Source organism: Coprococcus hominis (ex Arizal et al. 2022), assembly GCF_040094675.1.
Classification (GTDB): Bacteria; Bacillota; Clostridia; order Lachnospirales; family Lachnospiraceae; genus Coprococcus_C; species Coprococcus_C hominis.
This window is the reverse complement of record NZ_JBBNHG010000037.1, coordinates 12,675-33,121: the sequence shown is the minus strand read 5'-3', so window position 1 is coordinate 33,121 and position 20,447 is coordinate 12,675. Positions and strand designations below refer to the sequence as shown.

Here is a 20,447-nt window from a genome sequence, read left to right as displayed (position 1 = left end):
TTTTTGAAAGGTCGTTTCATCAGATTCTTATAGCAATCCAGCAAATAATCTCATAAATAATTGTCCCAGTCGCAAATGTGCACTTCGTCCGGTTTGATATTGGTCTGTCACATCTCGACATTCTCCCATCGTTCTTATCAGATCATTTTTTATTTCCACAACTGCCTGACAATCTGCCATAAAACAGCCGTTTTCAAAATGGTGATATAAACTTCGATAATCCAGATTAATTGTTCCACAAGTTGCCATACAGTCATCTGCCACACTCATTTTTGCATGACAGAAACCAGGAGTCCACTCATAAACACGAACACCATGTTTAACTAATCCATGATAAAAAGAACGAGTTATATTATAGATGAATTTTTTATCAGGGATACCAGGTGTGATAATTCTTACGTCTACCCCTCGCTTAGCAGCCAGACATAACGCATGCGTCATTTCATCTGTTATGATTAGATATGGAGTCATAAACCAACAATATTTTTCAGCTTTATTTATCATACTGATATAAACTTCTTCTCCTACTTGCTCATTATCCATAGGGCTGTCTGCATAAGGTTGAACAAACCCAGTTTGCTGTGCCGTATAATCATAGTGGAAAAGGTATTTACTAAAATCAGAATCATTAGCATCCTTATCACTTACTGCATTCCACATTTCCAAAAATGTCACCGTAAGCGACTGAACAGCATCTCCTTCTAAACGAATACCTGTATCTTTCCACTGTCCATACGGGTGTGTGTAATTAAAATATTCGTTTGCTAGATTATATCCACCTGTAAATCCGACTTTTCCATCAATAACTGTTATTTTTCTATGATCACGATTGTTCAAAAACAGATTTAAACCTGGCATAAACGGATTGAATACACGGCAATGAATTCCTATTGCCTCCATCTTTTTTACAAAATCTGTGTTAATAAAGCCTATAGAACCCATATCATCGTAGAATACTCTAACTTCCACACCTGCTTTTACTCGCTCTTCCAGAACATCTTGAATCTTATGCCATGCTTCAGCGTCTTCTATCGCATGATATTCCATAAAGATAAACTTCTGTGCTTTCTCCAAATCCTTAAGCTGTGCCTCTAATCCTTTCACTGCTTCATCAAAATACACAATATCCGTATTCTGATAGATTGGATACTGCGAATTTCTTTGTATGTAACTTGCTATATTTCCTGCTTTCGGAATTGTTTCTTTTATTCTGCTCAAACACTCCTGACTGTCCGGAAGCATTGGTAACAATTTGCTATCAATTTCTGCATATCGCTCACGCATTTTATGCGTGCCACCATTCAAACCAATCAACAAATACAGGCCTACACCCATAATTGGGAAAATTAGAATTAAGATGACCCAAGGCATTTTCATAGAGGATGTCTTATTTGATGCGTACAATCCCAAAACCAAGATCCCACTCAAAATCCTTGTAAATAAATTTATAATTTCTGCATATTCATTCAAGCGTGTTACGATAGCAATAATAAAAATCACTTCCAGAAGAATGCAGATTATGGAAAAACACAGCCGTTTTACCCCATTTTTTGTTTTTGCTTTGCCCTCTAAAGTATCTTGTTTCATATATATTCCACCCTCCTACTTGCTCAGTTTTCTCCCTAAATTTCGTGGAACATACCAATTTTGTCTTTTATTCTCTGCATTTCATTATCTGCTTCAATGATAGCTCTTGCAGAATGAAGTAATTCTTCACTTATCTCATCATAGCCAGGCATTTCTTCAATTCCTTTTTTATAGCGAAGTTGATGTTCCAATGTTGCCCAGAAATCCATACCATTGGTTCGAATCTGTAATTCTACACGCATAGGTGTTTTACCCTTAGCAAAAAATACTGGTATTTCAACAATCATATGATAGCTTCGATAACCATTCGATTTTGGATTTTTTATATAATCTTTTATTTCAATAACTTTAATATCATCCTGTTGGGTAATCAAATCTGATATCATATAAATATCGTCAATAAACGCACAAACTATTCGAACGCCTGCTACATCATTGAGATATGTCTGTATATTTTCTGTTGTAAATTCATATCCCATCTTCTGCAGTTTATCGTGAATACTATTGGGCTTCTTAATTCTTGTTTTTATAAAAGAAATAGGATTTCGATTGTTCTCAACCGAAAATTCATCATCCAAAACCTCAAGTTTAGTTTGTATCTCCCGAATAGCACAACGATACATCATCATTAAATTATAAAATTTTGTAGCATTATTTAAAAACTGTAGTGATTCCGGACTGTCCATCCTGATTTTTTTTACTTCATCTTTTGTCATGGAACTTTCCTTTCTACCTCATCCCTGATTTCAAAACATTATTTATTTTGATAGTTGATTCGTTCTCCTTGAATTACTGGATAACAAATCATTTTATCACTATCCAGATTTTCTACATGCATATCTACTGCACTGATCTGATGGTTTTCATAAGTATTGTAATAATAAATACCTTTTGTAACATTACAACACGACGTATACAATGTGATTTCATATTTTCCATCCGCTACTTCGCAACATCCTCGTTGCTGATCCACAGATCCGAGAATGTGGAAGAATTGGCTAACGCTTTCTTCCTCTGATTCACCTGAAATTGCATTTACCTTTGTAAAAGCTACACGTACAAAACGTGAGGAAGATGAGAGATCTCCCGGAAGACCTAATCCTCCCATACCTCTACTATATGCATCAAGAGTCAAAGTTTCGCTGAAAGTATTTCTGGGCTGTTTAGGAGATAAATACATATAATTATTTAGTTGAAACATCTGCTGTGGAAATGGCGGATTATTCGTAAGCACTCCTACTGGATTGTCATAAATATGCAAACCATCTGCCATAGATTCTACCGTAATTGACTCATTCTCATCAGAAATGATCCAGTGTAATTGTGCTAATGGTAATTGCTCGCTGAAAGGAGTATTAACAATATTAATTCGTTCAAGAAGCTCGCGAACTTCAACTAAAGAAGAACACTGACTTAAAATCCACGGAATAAATTCAAACTGTGCAATATTTTCCACATCTGGCTTAATCTCGGCATAAACAGCATTTCCGACAAAATTCAGTCCTGCCATTGCCACTCCTTTTTCATTCATAGCATCATAATACAAAGGATAATCCTCTGCAACATGAGCCATTCCAATAATTGCATAATGATTTTTCATATCGCCAACATGGCGAAAATTAAACGCATAATTACGTGGTGTAATTACTATCTGCTCACCATAAGAGCATTCATAATCGAGGGTTCGTCCAAAGTAAAAATCTTTTGTTTTATAAGTTGCTGCTGTACACATGATCGTTTATCCTCCTAAATAGATTGAAATATGTCAATGAGTTTTTTTCTTATCTAATTTAAAATCCACACTCGACAGCTGCATCACAGAACTCGATGAATTTGCCTGACAGCGAATTCGATACTCATATAAGAACAACACTTGCCAGACGCCATACGAAAGAAACACTGGGGGAATCCTAACACCTATACCATACTTCAGCCTTCTACCGATTTTGATTTTCTTGATGAAAACTGCATGTATTACGATATTGAATTCCGTATAGTACGTATTCGCCTTGATAATGGAACCTAGATCTGTATTGCCACCAATCTTTCAGAAGAAGAATTTCCTCTGGAAGAAATCAATAAACTTTACCGGATGCGCTGGAGCGTGGAAACAAGCTTCCGTGAACTCAAATACACCATCGCAGTAAACATATGCAAGGCATATCTCAAACACGGTGGTAACGAAACAGAGACCATGCTTCTCATACAAAAGTATCTGACACCTGTCAGGTACAATCGAAAATATCCTATCCACCTCCGTCCAAAGAGAAATAGGGATTTCATGTATCGGGTTGCATAAATCTCGTTACCATTATACTGCATTATGAGGCAGATATGCAATCTGTCTTTTTGTCATACACAAAAAATGATTTGAACTCATCATACACCTGCTTTCTACGCATTAGTGCACCTAAAAAATACAGCATTTCTTAACTGAACAGTATTTTCAATGCATGAACGCATATGATATACTGTTTTCATCATAAAAAACCTTATCTAAATGACATTGATTCATCAATACTAACTCCAAAATATTTCGATAACTTGATTAACTTATCAATTGATGGTTCTGATTCTCCATTTTCCCATTTTGACACCGCTTTATCTGAAACGTCGACAAGTACACCCAACTGATATTGAGACAGGCCTTTTCTCTCTCTTAGTGTACTGATAAAATTTCCAAAACTATAGTCTCTCATACTTATCCTCCGCTACTTGCTAATTACATTTTACACCAAAATAGTTCATTTGCAATTTGTTCATATCGAATTAAAGTAGATTTTTGTTGTTCGAAGCAATTGCGATTCCGATTATCACGAAACTGCGTGACTATTCACTTTTATTTGATAACAAAAAAGAGAGCCACAGAGTGACTCCCCCAGTGCAGTCCGGAAACATACACCTCATTCAATACAGATAATATACAAGATTATTATAAAAATGCAAGCACAATCAAATAATAGCCTCTACTTTCGCATCTGCGGCACCTGTGCCAAGATCACTGCGGTGAACACAAGCACGCAGCCGACGATTTCCCGCGGTGCTAACACCTCATGCAATACGACGAATCCACCGAGCACTGCAAACACCGATTCCAGACTCATCACGATGGATGCAACTGCCGGATCTGCATATTTCTGTCCTGCGATCTGAAGCGTATACGCGATACCGCTCGAGAAGATACCCGCATATAGGATTGGGAACCACGCGGCGGCAAGATCACTCCATGCCGGTTGTTCAAAGATTGCCATACAGATCAGAGATAACACACCGTTCGTAATAAACTGGATGCACGAGATCTTCACGCTGTCACAATCGTTAAAATGATCGACCGTCAGGATATGTCCGGTGAAGCAGACTGCGCACAGAAGCCCAAGCAGATCTCCAAAATACAGATTGTCGATACCGCCTGACATGCACAGCATGTACATACCACCAAGGCAGACAAAAACTGCCACATAAACAATCTTATGTAATTTCTTCCCGAGTAATCCGGATACGATTGCAACCATAACCACATACGTTGCGGTGAGAAACCCCGATCTGCCGGAGCTGGCCACGCCTTCCGGATATGCCGCGATACCACTCTGTTGCAGATTCGTTGCGAAAAACAACACACAGCCACAGAGGATACCACCGATCACGGTCCGTTTTATACTTTCTTTTTCGACCGGTTCTCCACTTACCTTTGCTTTCTGCTTCTTCATTCCCGTGCGAGCAAGAATCAATAGCGCAAGAAATGCCGCTCCAACTATGGAGCGGCTTCCGTTAAATGTAAATGTTCCAATCTGATCAGATGCTGTTGTCTGTGCTACGAACGTCGTTCCCCAGAAAAACGCGGCAAACAGCAACATAATACTTCCTTTTGTCTTTTTCATTTCAAGCCTCTTATTCTGCATCAATTGGATCTTTCTTTTTCTCAACTGTCTTGATCACCTGCAACACAACATACAGTAAAATCAGGCCGATTACCAGCGGAATCACAGGACTCTTCATTACTCCCGGAAGTCCCTTGCTATTACCAAAGAATCCGGCAATAATGTAAGTGACGAACGATACAAGTGCGACTGTAATCGCATATGGAAGCTGTGTGCTTACATGATTGATGTGATTACACTGTGCACCTGCGGATGCCATAATTGTCGTATCCGAAATCGGGGAACAATGGTCTCCACATACGGCACCTGCCATACATGCAGAGATGGAAATGATCATCATCGTTGCGTTTGTTCCCTCGAATGCATTTACAACGATCGGAATCAGCATACCGAAGGTTCCCCATGAGGTTCCGGTTGCAAACGCAAGGAAGCATGCAATGATAAATACAAGTGCCGGCAGGAAACTAAGCAACGCATCCGGCGTACTCTTCACGAGCTCTGCCACAAATTCTTTTGCGCCAAGGCTGTCTGTCATCGCCTTCAATGTCCAGGCAAATGTCAGAATTAAAATTGCAGGAACCATCGCTTTAAATCCTTCCGGAATACAAGACATGGATTCGCTGAATTTCAATACGCGGCGGAACATATAATAGATAATCGTAATCACAAGTGCAAAGAAGCTGCCATACATCAATCCAACCGATGCATCACTGCCCGAAAATGCTTCTACAAATCCAACGCCTGAGAAAAATCCACCACTGTAAATCATGCCGATGACACAGGCTGTAATCAGAACGATCATTGGGAATACAAGGTCAATCACTTTCCCCTTTGTCTCAACGACTTCATTTTCCGCGTTTGCATATGGACGGTCCGGTGTCGTGTAGATATCGCCCTTCAAAGCGTTCTTCTCATGCGTCCGCATCGGACCATAATCAATCTTTCTAACGATCAAAACAATCATAAATATAATCGTGAAAAGCGCATAATAGTTATACGGAATTGCACGGATAAAGATGGAGAATCCGTCCTCTCCCTCTACGAATCCGGCTACTGCTGCTGCCCATGATGAAATCGGAGCAATGATACAGACCGGAGCTGCTGTCGCATCAATGATATACGAAAGCTTCGCACGCGATACCTGATGCTTGTCTGTCACAGGACGCATCACGCTTCCAACTGTCAGACAGTTAAAATAATCATCAATAAAGATCAAAACACCGAGCGCAACTGACGCTAACTGTGCGCCAATCCGCGTCTTGATATGGGCGCTTGCCCATCGTCCGAACGCTGCCGAACCACCGGCTTTGTTCATCATACAGACCATAACACCGAGTATTACAAGAAATACCAGAATACCCATGTTATATGAATTGGTCAGCACGCGGACGATTCCGTCTTTGAATACATGGTTTACGGTTGCTTCAAATCTGAAGTTGGACCAGAACAGTCCACCGATCACAATTCCTAAAAAGAGTGAACTGTAAACCTCCTTTGTAATGAGTGCCAGCACGATTGCCACGACCGGCGGGATTAATGCCCAGAATGTTGCGTACATCTGTGGCACGTAATTTGCGATTTCTTCCATCTTCTCTCTTCTCTCCTCGTTTTCTTTCTTATTGTCTGCCGCCCATATTCAGTCGGCGACATGGTATCTGGTGCATCTTACAGCATGGATGCACGAAGCTCTTCCCCTGTTTTATTCACAAGGTAAGCCGGTGCAATATCAAATACGGTCTTGCAACCGCTTGCTCCCTCATTTGCAAGTCTGTGAGCCGCTCTTGCATAAGCAATCAGTACGCTGGATGTAAACTCAGGGTTTGAATCAAGCTTCAGGCTGTACTCGATGATATGCTTGTTCTCCTTGTTCCAGCCGGTCACACCGCTGCGGAGTACAAATCCACCATGTGGAATTCCGCTGTGGTTTGCCTTCAGCTCTTCTTCCGAAATGAAGTGAACCGTTGTATCGTAATCTGCGAAATAGTTCGGCATTGTCTTGATTTCTTCCTCAACTTTTGCCGCATCTGCGCCCTCTTCAAGCACTACGAAGCACTCTCTTGTATGCTTCTGTCTTGTTGTAAGCGCCGGATTCTCGCCGTTACGAACTGCCTCAAGTGCGGATTCTACGGGAATCGTATACTGCTTGGCATCCTTGACACCTGCGATACGACGGATGGCATCGGAATGTCCCTGACTGACACCCTTGCCCCAGAATGTATAATCATTTCCCTCCGGAAGCAATGCATTTCCGTACAGACGGTTGAGTGAGAACATGCCCGGATCCCAGCCAACGGAGATAATTCCGATATGTCCGCTTGCTTTTGCACTTGAGTCCACATTCGCAAAATGCTCCGGGATTCTTGCATGTGTATCAAAGCTGTCGATCACGTTGAAATATTTTGCACATTCCGGTGTCTGCTCCGGAAGATCGGTTGCGCTTCCGCCGCACAGAATCATAACATCGATTTTATCCTTCCAGTCTGCCATGTCCTTTACGTTGCACACCTTGGCTGTCTGGTTCTTAATAACCAATTCATCAGGATTTCTTCTTGTGAATACGGCAACGAGTTCCATATCATCGTTCTGGTTGATGGCTGCTTCTACGCCGCGGCCGAGATTTCCGTATCCGTAAATTCCGATTCTCGTCATTTTGTTTTCCTCCTTATTCTATCTCCCTGCATGAGAACTTCTACTCTTTCTCCGAGTTATTCTGGATTTTCATTCTACGCAGACGCGCTCTCGCTCACTTCCGCACATAGCAGACACTAAACTCACTGCGTTCGTTAAGTGCTGATGTGCTCCAATGGTCTGCTTTAGAATTGAAAATCCAGAACAACTCGAATCTACATATAGCCTCTCATGCCCGAAGGTTGAATCAAATTAAAAATTTACAATCGAATCCACTTTAGCATACTTCGTTGCTTTTCACAACAAAATTTCGCCACATCGTACTTTTTTGTATGTTTTTCGGGGTTATTCTTTGTTTGGTTGTTCGGTTGATGTGGTGGTGCTTGTTGTGGTGTTTGTTGATTTCCTGCCGTACACATAGCCGTAGAAATCGGTATTGATGATTTCATCGGACATATAAAGTTTTGTTTCGACTTCCTTGATCTTATCGTCGATGTAGGATTGTGAAACTGTTTTTTCATCCACGTAGTAGGTCACTTCTCCGGTCTTCGTGTTATAGCCGATCTTGTCTGTCTTGAAGCTGTGGTCGGCGAAGATGACAAGTTCTTCCGAATCGGATAAGATATCGTGTCCTGCGAGGATGCGGGAATCGTATGTCACGCCAAGCAGATTGAGAACGGTTGGAAGAACATCCACACTCGCACAGAGCTTCTTGACATGAACCGGTTCTCCCATCGATGCAGACCAGATGCCAAGGCAGGAATGATGTTTTTCAAATGCATCATCGGATACATTCTTGCCTGCAAGCGCATCGTAGCCGCTGTCTGTCAGTCCATATGGATAATGGTCCGGTGTCACGATGAACACGGTCTTCTCCAGCTTTCCGGCTTCATCCAGCTTGTCGATCAGATCCTCTAATGCTTTATCAAGCTCCATCTGTGCCGCAATATACGCCACCGCGTCTTCCGGCAAGTCCATTCCTTCTGTGCATTTTTCTGCTTCCTCACGGTTCTTCAGGCACATGGCATTGTAATCGTAATTATATGGAAGATGCCCACTGAATGTCATAAAATACATCAGAAACGGTTCTTCGTTAATAAACTCCTTGTATACTGCCTCGATCGTATCATAATCGGAATATGTCACATAGCTTGGGATATCCAGACCATAATCGATTGCCTTGAAATCATATCCCATATTCGCATGTGTCTCACTCCGGTTATAATAATAGAAGTCAAAGTCGTGGTATGCTTTGCTTGTGTAGCCTTTCTCATTCAATGCATTGCCAAGTGCATACGGCTGATATGTATCTGCTGACTTATAAAAGCTCCACTCTGAGGAACACGGATACTGTCCCAGACAGTCTACAAATTCTCCGTCAATCGTACTGTGATACCAGATCGGATTATAGTAATTTTCAAATACAAAGCCGTCATTCATGATCTTATAAAGCGTCGGTGTGCAGTTCTCGTAGATACCGTATTTGCACAGGCTCTCCGCGGTAATGCAGACAACATTATACCCTTCGAACATACCCGTATATTCGTTCTGCATGGTCGGTGTCTGCTGCGCGCAATAAGCGGACAGATTCTTCAACTGCTCATCCTCGGCTGCCTGATACAGCTTCTTAAAATCAACTGCCGGATCAACCTGTTCCACATACGCAGGTGCTGCATCCGTATCGGTTGCCGTAGCTTCCATTGCATCACTTTCGGTTGCCGTCACATCATCTGGCTGCATATCTGTATCATCCAAAGTGAATGTCACATTTTTCTTTCCCCCGGTGAGCATCGTCTGCGCATCCCGCACGGTCGTCACACATACGCCGAGCTTGTTCATCGAAAGCTCCAGCACATACTGGTTGTGGAACAACTGATACGGCGAATACATCGCGCGTCCCTGCACATTCAGCAGAAGGATGGAAATGGCGCACAGACAAACCGCACTTGCCACACTTATAAGCCTTATTTTCATCTTCGGTCTGTCAAACTTTATCAGAAATACACGCAGCAAAACAAGTGCGATCACCGGCAACATAAACAGCAACATCCATCCAACATTCTGGCGAATCTTCTCGAACATCACGACCTTGAAATCCATCGCGTTCCCGGCCCCGCCGACAGACACCAGACTTAAGAATGTCCCAAATATCCGGAAATAGATGAGCTGCACGATATCATACACGCAGAATGCCGTAAGACCGACATACGCGATGATCTCATTTCCGATGCGCGGCAGCCATACAGTGAGTGCCGCTAAGAAAAGCCCCAACGTGGCACCGAACAAAATCGGATAGATGCTCGTGCTTTCGAGTTTATGGTAAATCGCCAGATGAAACAACACTTCCAGATAGATGCCCGCGCCCGCAAAAAACGGGATGCGCCAATATGAAAATGCACGCTTCTCCTTCTTTAATTTTATTGTCTGTATCTGATCTTTCATTGTAATCCTCCAAATCTCGCATACGCGCTATCAATCGCGCATTTTATTATATATGATTTTTCCTTGTTTTTCACTATCTTTTATTTTATAATTTAATGTCAGTGTTTACGAAAAATAAGGAGGTACCCTATGGCTGAAGCATATTCAAATTTTGCTGCTGTCTACGATGCGCTCATGGACAACATTCCCTATGACGCATGGGCAGACTATCTGCACGGCCTGCTTGTGGAATATGATATTGCAAGCGGCATTCTGGCAGAGCTTGGCTGTGGAACCGGAAATATAACCGAGCGTATGGCAGATTTCGGATACGACATGATCGGTATCGACAACTCCCCTGCCATGCTGGATATTGCAAACGAAAAGCGGGAACAAAATCATTCTTCATCGCTCTACCTGTGTCAGGACATGCGCGAGTTTGAGTTATACGGAACCGTTGCAGCCATCGTAAGTCTCTGCGACAGCGTCAATTATATTACCGAACCGGAAGAGCTTACGCATGTATTCTCGCTCGTCAATAACTACCTTGATCCGGACGGACTTTTCATCTTCGACTTCCATACGGAGCATTATTACCGGGATGTCGTAGCCGAAGCGACAATTGCCGAGGATCGGGATGATATCAGCTTTATCTGGGATAATTATTATGATGAAGAGGAAGCAATTAATGAACTCGCTTTAAGCCTGTTCGTAAAGGAACCTTCGGATTCCGATGCCGATGATAACCTGTTCCGCAAATATGAGGAATTGCATGTACAAAAAGGGTACACACTAAAGCAGATGAAACAGATGGTAGCTGATTCCGGTCTTACCCTGCTTGCGGCCTATGATGCATTTACACATGAGCCGGCGGACGAGGAATGTGAACGTATTTATATCATCGCGAAAGAAACACGAAACAAGAATTCAAAGAAACAATATATACAGTAATTTTGTATACCACTGCATCAATCATAAATAACAACACATGCAAGTATATATACAAAATCCAAACACTCATTTTAAGGAGGATACATTTATGGCAGATACAATGATTCGTGGCATGGCAGCGAACAAGCAGGTTCGTTTCTTCGCCTGCAACTCTACCGATACTGTGGAAAAAGCAAGAATTACACATCATACCAGTCCGGTTGTTACGAACGCACTCGGCAGACTGTTGACCGGAGGCGTGCTGATGGGCGCCATGTGTAAAAATGATACCGACAAATTAACACTCCGTATCCAGTGTCAGGGACCGATCTCCGGTATGCTTGTCACTGCCGATGCAAACGGACATGTCAAGGGATATGTCAGCGAACCGGAGGTTATGCTTCCTGCAAACGATGTCGCAAAGGCTGTGGACCTCGGTGTCTTAAGCGTCATCAAGGATATCGGTCTGAAGGAGCCGTATGTCGGCGACACCCATCTGGTAAGCGGCGAGATTGCAGAGGATCTGACCTACTATTTTGCAACAAGTGACCAGATTCCAAGCTCTGTGGCTCTGGGCGTGTTGTTCAACGACGATACATCCGTAGCGAATGCCGGTGGATTTATCATCCAGCTGATGCCATTTGCAGAGGACGCATTGATTGACGAGCTGGAGAAACGGCTGAAAGGATTTTCTTTCACTGCTCTTCTCAAGCAGGGCATGTCTGTGGAAGCTATCATACGAAAATTGTTTGAAGGCTATGATGTCGAGCTGACCGATTCCATGCCTTGTGCGTATGTCTGTGATTGCAGCAAGGAGCGTGTCGAGCAGGCAGTTATCAGTCTTGGCAGAAAAGAGCTTGGCGCTATGATTGCTGACAACAAGCCAATTGAAGTTGTGTGCGACTTCTGTCACACGAAATATACATTCTCACCGGATGAGCTGTTGAATATTCTGAAGAATAAATAATCCGCTTATCCGATATAGTTTTGCATCACCTAAACAAAACAGATGGTACAAGCTGTGATATAAAATAATACATCAAACACGATCACAAGGAGGTTGGTAATATGGAACGAATCGATTTACATGTACATTCCAATGCGTCCGACGGTTCTCTGACACCGACAGAGGTTGCCGACGAAGCGATGCGGATGGGACTTTCCGCGATTGCCCTGACCGATCACGACACGGTCGATGGCGTGGCAGAAATCTTAGACTATACAAAGGACAAGCCTTTGGAGGTAGTGCCGGGCATCGAACTGTCCTGCTACTATAACAATCGTGAGATTCATATTCTCGGCTTCTATATGGACTATGAAAACCCGGAGCTTCAAAAAGAGCTTGCCGTATTAAAGGAAGCACGTGAGGGAAGAAATGAGAAAATGGTAGCGATGATGCAGGCAGATGGTCTCCCTGTCACGATGGAGAAGCTGCTTCACGGCAATCCGGACAGTGTCATCACACGGGCACATTTCGCAAGAGTTCTCGTCGAGGAAGGTGTCTGCAAAGACAAGGATACCGCGTTCCGCAAATACATCGGCATCGGCTGTAAATATTACCTTCCAAAACCACAGGTTACCTGTGAGACTGCCATGCGCATCTTAACGACTTATAGCAAAGCGGCATTTCTGGCACATCCTCTGCTCTATCATCTTGGGTATGCACAGATTGATGAGTTATTGGCGTATCTGAAAACACTCGGATTAAAAGGACTTGAGGCATTCCACTCTTCGAACAACCGCTTTGAAAGTGAGAAGCTCCGCTCGCTGGCTGCCAAATACGGGCTGGCAATCTCCGGCGGCTCGGATTTCCACGGGGTTGTAAAGCCGAATATACAGATGGGAATCGGACGGGGAAATATGAATATTCCAAAAGAACTGTTGGATATAATTAAAACTTTATAAATGTATCTCCGCGAAAAAAAGGAACCCAAACCGGGTTCCTTTTTCTATATGTTTACAGTTTCATGATTCCGAGTGTCTGCAGCAAAAGCAGGATCAGGAAGATTGGAGCGATGACCTTTACCATAGCAGTGTAAAGCCGCTTTCTTCCCATTTTACAACCGCTCTTTTCTACTTCTTCGATCACAGTCTTCGGTTTGATGACCCATCCGACGAGAATACAGGTTGCAAGTGCTACGATCGGCATCAGCAGATTGTTACTGATGTAATCCATGATATCTAAGATCTGCGCCGTTGAACCATTCGGAAGCTTGAACTCAAAGTACAGCTTGTTGTATCCGAGGCAGACAATGATACCAACGATCAGTGCGAAGATTCCCTCGATTGTGCCGGCTTTTGTTCTGCTTGTATGGAATGCATCCATAATACATGATACAACTGCCTCCATGACGGATACCGCACTTGTAATTGCAGCGAACAATACCATTGCAAAAAAGATTGTACCGATTATATTTCCGGCAACACCCATTGCAGCAAATACCTTTGGCAAAGATACAAACATCAGACTTGGTCCGGATGACATACCCTCTGTTCCCATAAATGCATACACAGCCGGAATGATCATCGCACCTGCAAGGAACGCAACAACCGTATCAAAAATCTCAATCTGATTAATTGATTTTCCAAGGTTTGCATCATCCTTCACATACGAACCATATGTAATCATGATACCCATTGCCACAGACAAGCTGAAGAACAACTGTCCGAGTGCATCGATCAGAACCGTAAATAACTTTCCGATTGTCAGTCCCTCAAAATTAGGAACAATATATATTTTAAATCCCTGCAGACCGGTTACTACTTCACCTGCATCATTTGTATTTTTCAATGTTAATGAGAATATTGCAATTCCCAAAATCATGACAAGCAGGATTGGCATGATAATCTTCGATGTAGACTCAATTCCTTTATTGACACCACGGAATACGATAAATGCAGATACCGCAAGGAAGATCACAAATGTAATAATCGGTTCCCACTGTGACGTGATGAATCCGGTAAAGAATCCATCCTGTGCAGCGTCGGCTCCATGTCCTGTCAAAAATACGAAGAAATATTTTACTACCCAGCCACCGATTGTGCAGTAATACGGCATGATGATAACCGGTATAATACTCGCAATAGCACCTAAGAATCCCCATTTATCATGAAGCTTCGTATATGCCGTGAGCGGGCTCTGTTTCGTCTTTCGACCGATCGCAATCTCCGTAGTCAGCAGCGTGTAGCCAAATGTCAATGCCAGAATGATATAGACGACTAAGAATAATCCGCCTCCATCCTTGGCTGCCAGATACGGAAACCGCCAGATATTTCCAAGACCAACCGCACTACCTGCCGCCGCAAGTACGAATCCGATTGATCCACCAAATGAGTGTCGCTTCTTTTCTTCCATCCTTTTTCCCTCTCTTTTTTCGTTCTCGATTCACAACACATACCCTCTTATAAAGAATTCTGTATCATGCATCTTGTCCGTTATTTGCTGTCTGATTTCATTTTGTTGTCCTATAAACAGCAGATAAGAGCCATTTTATCATAGATTTATTTTTAAATCCACATCTATTTGATAAAAACAGCAAAAATGGGCAGATATATGTGTGATACATACATCTGCCCGTACTTATGATTGTTATAATCTTGCAATTTATTTTACCTGATTGGCTTCATGGATGGTTCTATTTTCATAATCAACCGCATTCTGTAAGGTTGTCCGGCTGATTGCCGCAAGTGCTTCCCGCGTCAGAAAACCCTGATGGGACGTAATGATAACATTGGGGAATGAAAGCAATCTGGCTGTGATAGAATGCTGTAACAGTTCGTCCTCCCGGTTTTCAAATACATTGTCTCCCTCTTCCTCGTAGACATCCAGACCGACGCCGAAGAATTTGCCCTGCCGGATACCCTGTATCAGTTCCTCTGAATCGACCAGCGCACCACGGGATGTATTGACTAAGATCACATCATCCTTCATCTGTGCAATCGTATCCTTGTTGATCATGTGATAAGTCTCGTCTGTGAGCGGGCAATGCAGGGAAATCAAGTCACTCTGCTTCAGCACGTCTTCGAGCGGCATGTATTCCACGAATTCCAGCTCTTTATTCGGGTACATATCATACGCGATTACGCGCATACCAAATCCACGGCAGATCCGGCACATTGCAGCACCGATCTTTCCGGTCCCGATGATGCCCGCGGTCTTCCCATGAAAATTCACTCCGGTTAATCCCACTAAGCTGAAATTATTCTCCCGCACCTTGATGTAGCTTTTGTGTACATGGCGGTTGACCGCAAGCGCCAGTGTAATCGCAAGTTCCGCAACGGCTTCCGGAGAATATCCCGGCACACGAAGCACCGTAATGCCAAGTTCATTTGCCTTTTCCAAATCTATATTATTAAACCCGGCACAGCGAAGCAGCACCAATCTGATATTTATTGCAGCAAGCTTCTCCAGTACCGGCGCGCTCAGATCCGAGTTTACAAATGCACAGATTGCATCGCAGCCCTGTGCGAGTGATACAGTCTTCGGAGAGATATCAACTTCGTGGTAGATGATCTCGATGTCCGGGAAATGGGTGAGTTCTTTCTCGAAGGATTCCACGTCGTAGGCTGCTGCGTCGTAAAATAGTATCTTCATAATATGTGTCTCCTTTCGTTGTTTTACAAATCAAACAGTTACGAATCCTACTATACTGACCGAGTTGCACAGAATACTTATTCTTCGCAGACGCGCTCTCGCTCACTTCCACACGCAGTGGTACTAAATTCGCAGGAATATCATACATCAATTATTTATTTCTTATTGCCCTGCTCATTAAGTACCAGCGTGTTCCAATGGTCTGCTTAATAATAAGTATTCTGTGCAACTCGAATCTACATATTGTTTCATTTGTAATTATTTAATTGTAACAATCAATCATACACACATATTATATCCAATTTTTCCTTGGTTATCACGTATTACTGCAGCCGGATACTGATTTCGCCGGTTGAGAGATTTTCGCGGGTGCCATCCTCGTACTCGACAAGGAGATGGCATATGTCGTCGATATCAAGGGCGGTTGCCTTGCGCTCGCCATCCTTTGTCACGACACGGATACCTTTTCCTAGAACCAGACTGCGCTTCTTGTATTCCGCGATGAATTCCTTCTTCGCAAAGTTTTTGTAGTAATAGAAATAGCGGTTCAGTGTCTCTGCCAGAATCTTGTTCTTGATGTCACCGCTTTGCTCCTGCAGGACAGAACCGGCGATATTCTCCAGTTCTTTACCGAATCCTTCCGTCGGCATATACAGATTGATTCCGATTCCGACGATCACGTATTCCGGGTCTAAGTTTTCCATCTGGAATGCTGCCTGCGTCAGGATGCCGCATACCTTGTGCGAATCGATAAAGATATCATTGACCCATTTGATCTGTGGTTTCTTGTCCGTGTATTTCTCGATTGCTTCGCAGACTGCCACGGCGGCGATTGTCGTGAGCAGCGTCACTTCCTGATTCGCGATCTGCGGCTTCAACAGGATACTGAAATAGATTCCTGTATTTGCCGGCGACATAAACGACCGCCCCAGTCTTCCGAGTCCGTTCGTCTGTTCCATCGCAGCAAGCACCAGGCCTTCTTCCTCCTGCGTCCGCTCACGGAGTGCAAGGTTCGTGGAGTTGATACAGCGGAACACTTCCAACCGCACTGGGCACTCGACGTCCAGATATTTTGCCATTCCCTGTACGGACAACACATCCGTATCCTCCGCCAGCTTGTAGCCTTTGTTGTTCACGCCCTCGATTGCAAATCCATCCTCCTGCAATTTGCGGATGGCCTTCCACACTGCTGCCCGGCTGACAGATAGTTTCTTCGCAAGCTGCTCGCCAGACAGATAGGTGCCTCTGTTTTCTTCCAGTGTCTTTATGATTTCATCTCTGACTGCCATATTTCCTACTCTCGATTCTTTGTTTTTCATGTCGCCTGACGGCTCCATGTGTGTGTTCGCAATATGTCTAAGTTTCTTCGGACGACTTACTCCGCAAGCTTTGTAATTCTTGCCGCATCATACGCGCCACTCCGGAGCATGTCAATCTCTTCCTTGTATGGTGGAAATGCTTTCTTCGCATCTGCAAGTGATTTCACATATGGTGTCTCCAGAATCTTCGGCACGTCCAAGAAATCCTTATGCCATACAACCTTATATAACGCATCAAACCCAATCGAACCAAGTCCGATATTCTCATGGCGATCCTTCGCCGCTCCGCGTGGATTCTTGCTGTCATTGATATGGAATACCGCAATCTGGTCCTTGCCGATGATCTTGTCGAATTCTTCGATCACGCTGTCGAAATCATTTGCCACATCATATCCGGCATCGTTCGTGTGACACGTATCAAAGCAGACACGCAACTTATCATTGTAAGTGACGCCATCATAAATGTGTGCCAGCTCCTCGAAGCTTCTGCCAATCTCGCTGCCCTTTCCTGCCATTGTCTCAAGCGCGATATGCACCGGCGTATCCTTGGTCAGCACTTCGTTTAACCCTTTAATAATGCTCGCGATACCGGCGTCGGCACCGGCATTCACATGAGAACCCGGATGCAGGACAAGCGTCTTGCTTCCCATTGCCGCGGTCCGCTCGATCTCTGTCTTTAAGAAATCAACCGCCAGCTGGTAGATCTCCGGTTTCACCGTATTTGCCAGATTGATGATATACGGCGCATGTACCACAAACTCTGTGATATCATTTGCCCGCATCAGCTCCCACGCTTCTTCCACGCGCAGCTCTGACACGTCCTTTCTGCGCGTATTCTGCGGCGCTCCTGTATATAACATAAATGTATTTGCGCCATAAGAGAGTGCTTCCTTCACCGAGCCAAGCATCATCTCTTTGCCGCTCATTCCAACATGACTTCCGATTTTCATACTGTATAAACTCCTTTTTCAGTTTTATAATGATTGTCCAGATTGAGGTTGCGTGTTATACCCATTGCTCGGCATTTGGTACATCGGATCACCATAGTATGGTGTCTGCTGCATGTTATTATCCCTTCCGCACAACGTTCCAATCGTAATTGCCAGAAATATCATAGCCAATATATGAAATGGTTTTTCCATAAAATTCCTCATATTATTCAGAATCGAAGCTTTCGCCAGCTCTGATGCCCCATAAAAGAAAGAATATTTCCGGTTTACTGCAACCACCCATATAGCATTTAATACATTTAAAATAATATGGCTCACAAGAACAACGATTGAAATCGTCAATCCGGTTCTTTTCTTCTGCGATTTCCGTGTGATGGTGCATGCAAGAATATACAATCCCACAGTCAGAATCGGACATATAATACTGCGGATATCAAGGATTCGTTCGGTGTTTACATCCACGCCAAAAAATTGAACATATTTGTCCTGCGGTCCAAAGTAAATAATCCAGTTCATAATCATTGCCAGCACACTGCAGATCATCGCGATTGTAACCAACACATTTGTACATTTTAGTTTCATACGCTTCCCCCATATTTATATTATAGTTTGCTAACCAAATAACCGGAGCATTGTCAAACAATCACTCCGGAATCAGTTTACAATTATTATAATTATAGCATTTTTCTACAGGAATATCCACAGAAGATTTTACAGTACCTTACTTCCATTGGCAGTCAGCTTGAATTTCGCTCCGAACAACTCCGCCCCGTGCCGGCACATCTGCATGCGTCCAAGGAAAATATCGAAATACTCATACATCGTACAGATCTTCTCGTCGATTTTGAGTTCCAATGCAATCTGGCGTTTCTCCCGGTTGATCTTCAGGTTTGCTTCCGTGACTGCGTAATTCACCCAGTCGTGAATATCGTAGGTCGACTTATCACGCGAGCGCACACGGCTTCTGCGGACATCCGTCTTATCCGCTATAATCATCGCCGCTGACACAATATCCACCGCACCTCCGGTTGACTCGTCGTGATGCCCAATCGCAGAAACGATGGTTGCACGATCTGTAAACGGCATATCCATCCGCCGCAGGATATCATTTGCAAGGAGTGCGCCATACTCGGCATGGTGTTCACGATTGACTGCATTTCCAATATCATGCATATATCCGGCGATCTTCGCAAGTTCGATCTCCGCGTCAGCATGTCCGAACTTCTCCAGCAGATATGCCGCCCGTTCTGCCACCAGCGTGCAATGTGTCTTCGAATGCTCCGTATAGCCAAGCGTGGCTAAATTCGCATCGCCCTTTTTGATAAATTCGTTTATCTCTTTGTTCTTGATGATGTCTTTGTATAATATCTGTGCCATTTTCTAAACCCTTCTTCTGTAATATGTAAATAGTTCCGGCAGGATCTGCCACATACTCTTCATGTAAAAACCCCCATTTATTATGATTTCTATTTCATAATAAACAGGGGTTGTTAAATATGTTATCTCGCATATGTTAAATGCTCGTAAATGCTGTTTTACTTATGCAGTTGTTCTTTGTCTATGATGTAGGCGAGCAAGCCCTTGCAACCTACCAAAACATCCTCAAATGTCTGGTCAAAATCGCCGGTATACCACGGATCAGCTACATCACGTGCCTCGCTCAACCTATGCGTCTTCTCATAGTCCGCGAATGACAGCATCTTGTAAATCTTCCCTTCCACATCACTGCCACCGGCAATCCGCGTCATATTCCGGATATTCGCACCATCCATTCCGATCAGATAATCATAATATGTATAATCCGCCCGCGTCATCTGTCTCGCCCGATGTGGAATCAACGGAATCTGCTCCTGTTGTAATTTTTTCTTTGTCCCATGGTGTGGCGGATTCCCAATCTCCTCCGTACTCGTCGCTGCCGAATCAATCTCGAAACAGGAATCGAGATGGAATTGGCGGGCGAAGTGGGTGAATACGCTCTGAGCCATGGTGGAACGGCAGATGTTGCCGTGGCAGATGAATAACACTTTTATCTTACTCATTTTATCTCCTTATATCTTCTCAAGGCCTTGTAAATACTGACTTTCCAGCATTTATACACATTTTTCTTAAACGGCTTTTTGTCTCATAAATTCTTGCATTT

At 43.4% G+C, this 20,447-nt stretch carries 19 protein-coding genes; 4 read left to right on the top strand and 15 right to left on the bottom strand.

The genetic code is table 11. From position 1 onward, the window contains the following. Positions 1-27 precede the first annotated feature (27 nt). Genes cls through bsh form a run of 3 tightly spaced genes read right to left on the bottom strand, consistent with a single transcriptional unit; the run spans position 28 to position 3,319 of the window. Positions 28-1,587: a cardiolipin synthase gene (cls, locus tag AAAT93_RS11300; protein WP_117781080.1), complete on the bottom strand. Its 1,560-nt coding sequence runs from the start codon at positions 1,585-1,587 to the stop codon at positions 28-30. 35 nt (positions 1,588-1,622) lie between these two features. Beyond that, the gene (locus tag AAAT93_RS11295; RefSeq protein WP_117781081.1) at positions 1,623-2,303 is read right to left on the bottom strand and encodes a GTP pyrophosphokinase; all 681 of its coding nucleotides are present in this window, start codon (positions 2,301-2,303) and stop codon (positions 1,623-1,625) included. A 38-nt stretch (positions 2,304-2,341) separates the two neighbouring features. Further along, the gene (gene bsh, locus AAAT93_RS11290) at positions 2,342-3,319 is read right to left on the bottom strand and encodes a choloylglycine hydrolase (RefSeq protein WP_117781082.1); all 978 of its coding nucleotides are present in this window, start codon (positions 3,317-3,319) and stop codon (positions 2,342-2,344) included. Positions 3,320-3,613: 294 nt separating this feature from the next. On the opposite strand from bsh, the gene AAAT93_RS13665 reads away from it, so the two are divergent. Further along, on the top strand, positions 3,614-3,886 hold the full coding sequence (locus tag AAAT93_RS13665; protein WP_195540981.1) for a transposase: 273 nt from the start codon (positions 3,614-3,616) through the stop codon (positions 3,884-3,886). Between the two features lie 193 nt (positions 3,887-4,079). On the opposite strand, the gene AAAT93_RS11280 is transcribed toward AAAT93_RS13665, so the two are convergent. The 5 genes from AAAT93_RS11280 to AAAT93_RS11260 all read right to left on the bottom strand — a co-directional run bounded on the left by AAAT93_RS11280 (position 4,080) and on the right by AAAT93_RS11260 (position 10,535). After that, a complete protein-coding gene (locus AAAT93_RS11280) occupies positions 4,080-4,286 on the bottom strand; it encodes a helix-turn-helix domain-containing protein (RefSeq protein ID WP_227573290.1) in 207 nt (68 codons plus the stop codon). Positions 4,287-4,553: 267 nt separating this feature from the next. Beyond that, positions 4,554-5,465: a DMT family transporter gene (locus AAAT93_RS11275; protein WP_227573291.1), complete on the bottom strand. Its 912-nt coding sequence runs from the start codon at positions 5,463-5,465 to the stop codon at positions 4,554-4,556. Positions 5,466-5,475: 10 nt separating this feature from the next. Then, positions 5,476-7,053: a Na+/H+ antiporter NhaC family protein gene (locus AAAT93_RS11270; protein WP_117781114.1), complete on the bottom strand. Its 1,578-nt coding sequence runs from the start codon at positions 7,051-7,053 to the stop codon at positions 5,476-5,478. Positions 7,054-7,130: 77 nt separating this feature from the next. Then, entirely contained in the window at positions 7,131-8,114 is a 984-nt protein-coding gene (locus AAAT93_RS11265; protein WP_227573292.1) for a diaminopimelate dehydrogenase, read from the bottom strand. A 324-nt stretch (positions 8,115-8,438) separates the two neighbouring features. Then, positions 8,439-10,535: an LTA synthase family protein gene (locus tag AAAT93_RS11260; protein ID WP_227573293.1), complete on the bottom strand. Its 2,097-nt coding sequence runs from the start codon at positions 10,533-10,535 to the stop codon at positions 8,439-8,441. A gap of 129 nt (positions 10,536-10,664) precedes the next feature. Here AAAT93_RS11260 and AAAT93_RS11255 point away from each other — a divergent pair, with 129 nt between their 5' ends. The 3 genes from AAAT93_RS11255 to AAAT93_RS11245 all read left to right on the top strand — a co-directional run bounded on the left by AAAT93_RS11255 (position 10,665) and on the right by AAAT93_RS11245 (position 13,349). Continuing rightward, complete coding sequence (locus AAAT93_RS11255) at positions 10,665-11,465, top strand: class I SAM-dependent DNA methyltransferase (protein WP_021985820.1); 801 nt, start codon at positions 10,665-10,667, stop codon at positions 11,463-11,465. A gap of 88 nt (positions 11,466-11,553) precedes the next feature. Then, on the top strand, positions 11,554-12,411 hold the full coding sequence (gene hslO / locus AAAT93_RS11250; RefSeq protein ID WP_021985821.1) for an Hsp33 family molecular chaperone HslO: 858 nt from the start codon (positions 11,554-11,556) through the stop codon (positions 12,409-12,411). Positions 12,412-12,512: 101 nt separating this feature from the next. Continuing rightward, complete coding sequence (locus AAAT93_RS11245) at positions 12,513-13,349, top strand: PHP domain-containing protein (protein ID WP_118544808.1); 837 nt, start codon at positions 12,513-12,515, stop codon at positions 13,347-13,349. 52 nt (positions 13,350-13,401) lie between these two features. On the opposite strand, the gene AAAT93_RS11240 is transcribed toward AAAT93_RS11245, so the two are convergent. From AAAT93_RS11240 to AAAT93_RS11210, 7 genes are all read right to left on the bottom strand, one after another. After that, the gene (locus tag AAAT93_RS11240) at positions 13,402-14,799 is read right to left on the bottom strand and encodes a sodium-dependent transporter (protein WP_117781118.1); all 1,398 of its coding nucleotides are present in this window, start codon (positions 14,797-14,799) and stop codon (positions 13,402-13,404) included. Positions 14,800-15,048: 249 nt separating this feature from the next. Continuing rightward, a complete protein-coding gene (locus AAAT93_RS11235; protein WP_227573294.1) occupies positions 15,049-16,038 on the bottom strand; it encodes a 2-hydroxyacid dehydrogenase in 990 nt (329 codons plus the stop codon). A gap of 323 nt (positions 16,039-16,361) precedes the next feature. Continuing rightward, positions 16,362-17,357, bottom strand: coding sequence for a biotin--[acetyl-CoA-carboxylase] ligase (locus AAAT93_RS11230; protein ID WP_227573295.1), 996 nt, complete (start codon positions 17,355-17,357; stop codon positions 16,362-16,364). A 56-nt stretch (positions 17,358-17,413) separates the two neighbouring features. Beyond that, complete coding sequence (locus tag AAAT93_RS11225) at positions 17,414-18,307, bottom strand: deoxyribonuclease IV (RefSeq protein ID WP_117781121.1); 894 nt, start codon at positions 18,305-18,307, stop codon at positions 17,414-17,416. Positions 18,308-18,331: 24 nt separating this feature from the next. Further along, entirely contained in the window at positions 18,332-18,889 is a 558-nt protein-coding gene (locus tag AAAT93_RS11220; protein ID WP_227573296.1) for a hypothetical protein, read from the bottom strand. Positions 18,890-19,018: 129 nt separating this feature from the next. Continuing rightward, complete coding sequence (locus AAAT93_RS11215; RefSeq protein WP_021985827.1) at positions 19,019-19,684, bottom strand: HD domain-containing protein; 666 nt, start codon at positions 19,682-19,684, stop codon at positions 19,019-19,021. 158 nt (positions 19,685-19,842) lie between these two features. Continuing rightward, positions 19,843-20,346 (bottom strand): low molecular weight protein-tyrosine-phosphatase, encoded by a 504-nt coding sequence (locus AAAT93_RS11210; RefSeq protein WP_227573297.1) that lies wholly within the window; start codon positions 20,344-20,346, stop codon positions 19,843-19,845. Between the last annotated feature and the right edge of the window lie 101 nt (positions 20,347-20,447).

Excerpts from the sequence above, each read along its gene's own strand:
- cls (WP_117781080.1), bottom strand. The coding sequence starts at position 1,587 with ATGAAACAAGATACTTTAGAGGGCAAAGCAAAAACAAAAAATGGGGTA.
- AAAT93_RS11295 (WP_117781081.1), bottom strand. The coding sequence starts at position 2,303 with ATGACAAAAGATGAAGTAAAAAAAATCAGGATGGACAGTCCGGAATCA.
- bsh (WP_117781082.1), bottom strand. The coding sequence starts at position 3,319 with ATGTGTACAGCAGCAACTTATAAAACAAAAGATTTTTACTTTGGACGA.
- AAAT93_RS11280 (WP_227573290.1), bottom strand. The coding sequence starts at position 4,286 with ATGAGAGACTATAGTTTTGGAAATTTTATCAGTACACTAAGAGAGAGA.
- AAAT93_RS11275 (WP_227573291.1), bottom strand. The coding sequence starts at position 5,465 with ATGAAAAAGACAAAAGGAAGTATTATGTTGCTGTTTGCCGCGTTTTTC.
- AAAT93_RS11270 (WP_117781114.1), bottom strand. The coding sequence starts at position 7,053 with ATGGAAGAAATCGCAAATTACGTGCCACAGATGTACGCAACATTCTGG.
- AAAT93_RS11265 (WP_227573292.1), bottom strand. The coding sequence starts at position 8,114 with ATGACGAGAATCGGAATTTACGGATACGGAAATCTCGGCCGCGGCGTA.
- AAAT93_RS11260 (WP_227573293.1), bottom strand. The coding sequence starts at position 10,535 with ATGAAAGATCAGATACAGACAATAAAATTAAAGAAGGAGAAGCGTGCA.
- AAAT93_RS11255 (WP_021985820.1), top strand. The coding sequence starts at position 10,665 with ATGGCTGAAGCATATTCAAATTTTGCTGCTGTCTACGATGCGCTCATG.
- hslO (WP_021985821.1), top strand. The coding sequence starts at position 11,554 with ATGGCAGATACAATGATTCGTGGCATGGCAGCGAACAAGCAGGTTCGT.
- AAAT93_RS11245 (WP_118544808.1), top strand. The coding sequence starts at position 12,513 with ATGGAACGAATCGATTTACATGTACATTCCAATGCGTCCGACGGTTCT.
- AAAT93_RS11240 (WP_117781118.1), bottom strand. The coding sequence starts at position 14,799 with ATGGAAGAAAAGAAGCGACACTCATTTGGTGGATCAATCGGATTCGTA.
- AAAT93_RS11235 (WP_227573294.1), bottom strand. The coding sequence starts at position 16,038 with ATGAAGATACTATTTTACGACGCAGCAGCCTACGACGTGGAATCCTTC.
- AAAT93_RS11230 (WP_227573295.1), bottom strand. The coding sequence starts at position 17,357 with ATGAAAAACAAAGAATCGAGAGTAGGAAATATGGCAGTCAGAGATGAA.
- AAAT93_RS11225 (WP_117781121.1), bottom strand. The coding sequence starts at position 18,307 with ATGAAAATCGGAAGTCATGTTGGAATGAGCGGCAAAGAGATGATGCTT.
- AAAT93_RS11220 (WP_227573296.1), bottom strand. The coding sequence starts at position 18,889 with ATGAAACTAAAATGTACAAATGTGTTGGTTACAATCGCGATGATCTGC.
- AAAT93_RS11215 (WP_021985827.1), bottom strand. The coding sequence starts at position 19,684 with ATGGCACAGATATTATACAAAGACATCATCAAGAACAAAGAGATAAAC.
- AAAT93_RS11210 (WP_227573297.1), bottom strand. The coding sequence starts at position 20,346 with ATGAGTAAGATAAAAGTGTTATTCATCTGCCACGGCAACATCTGCCGT.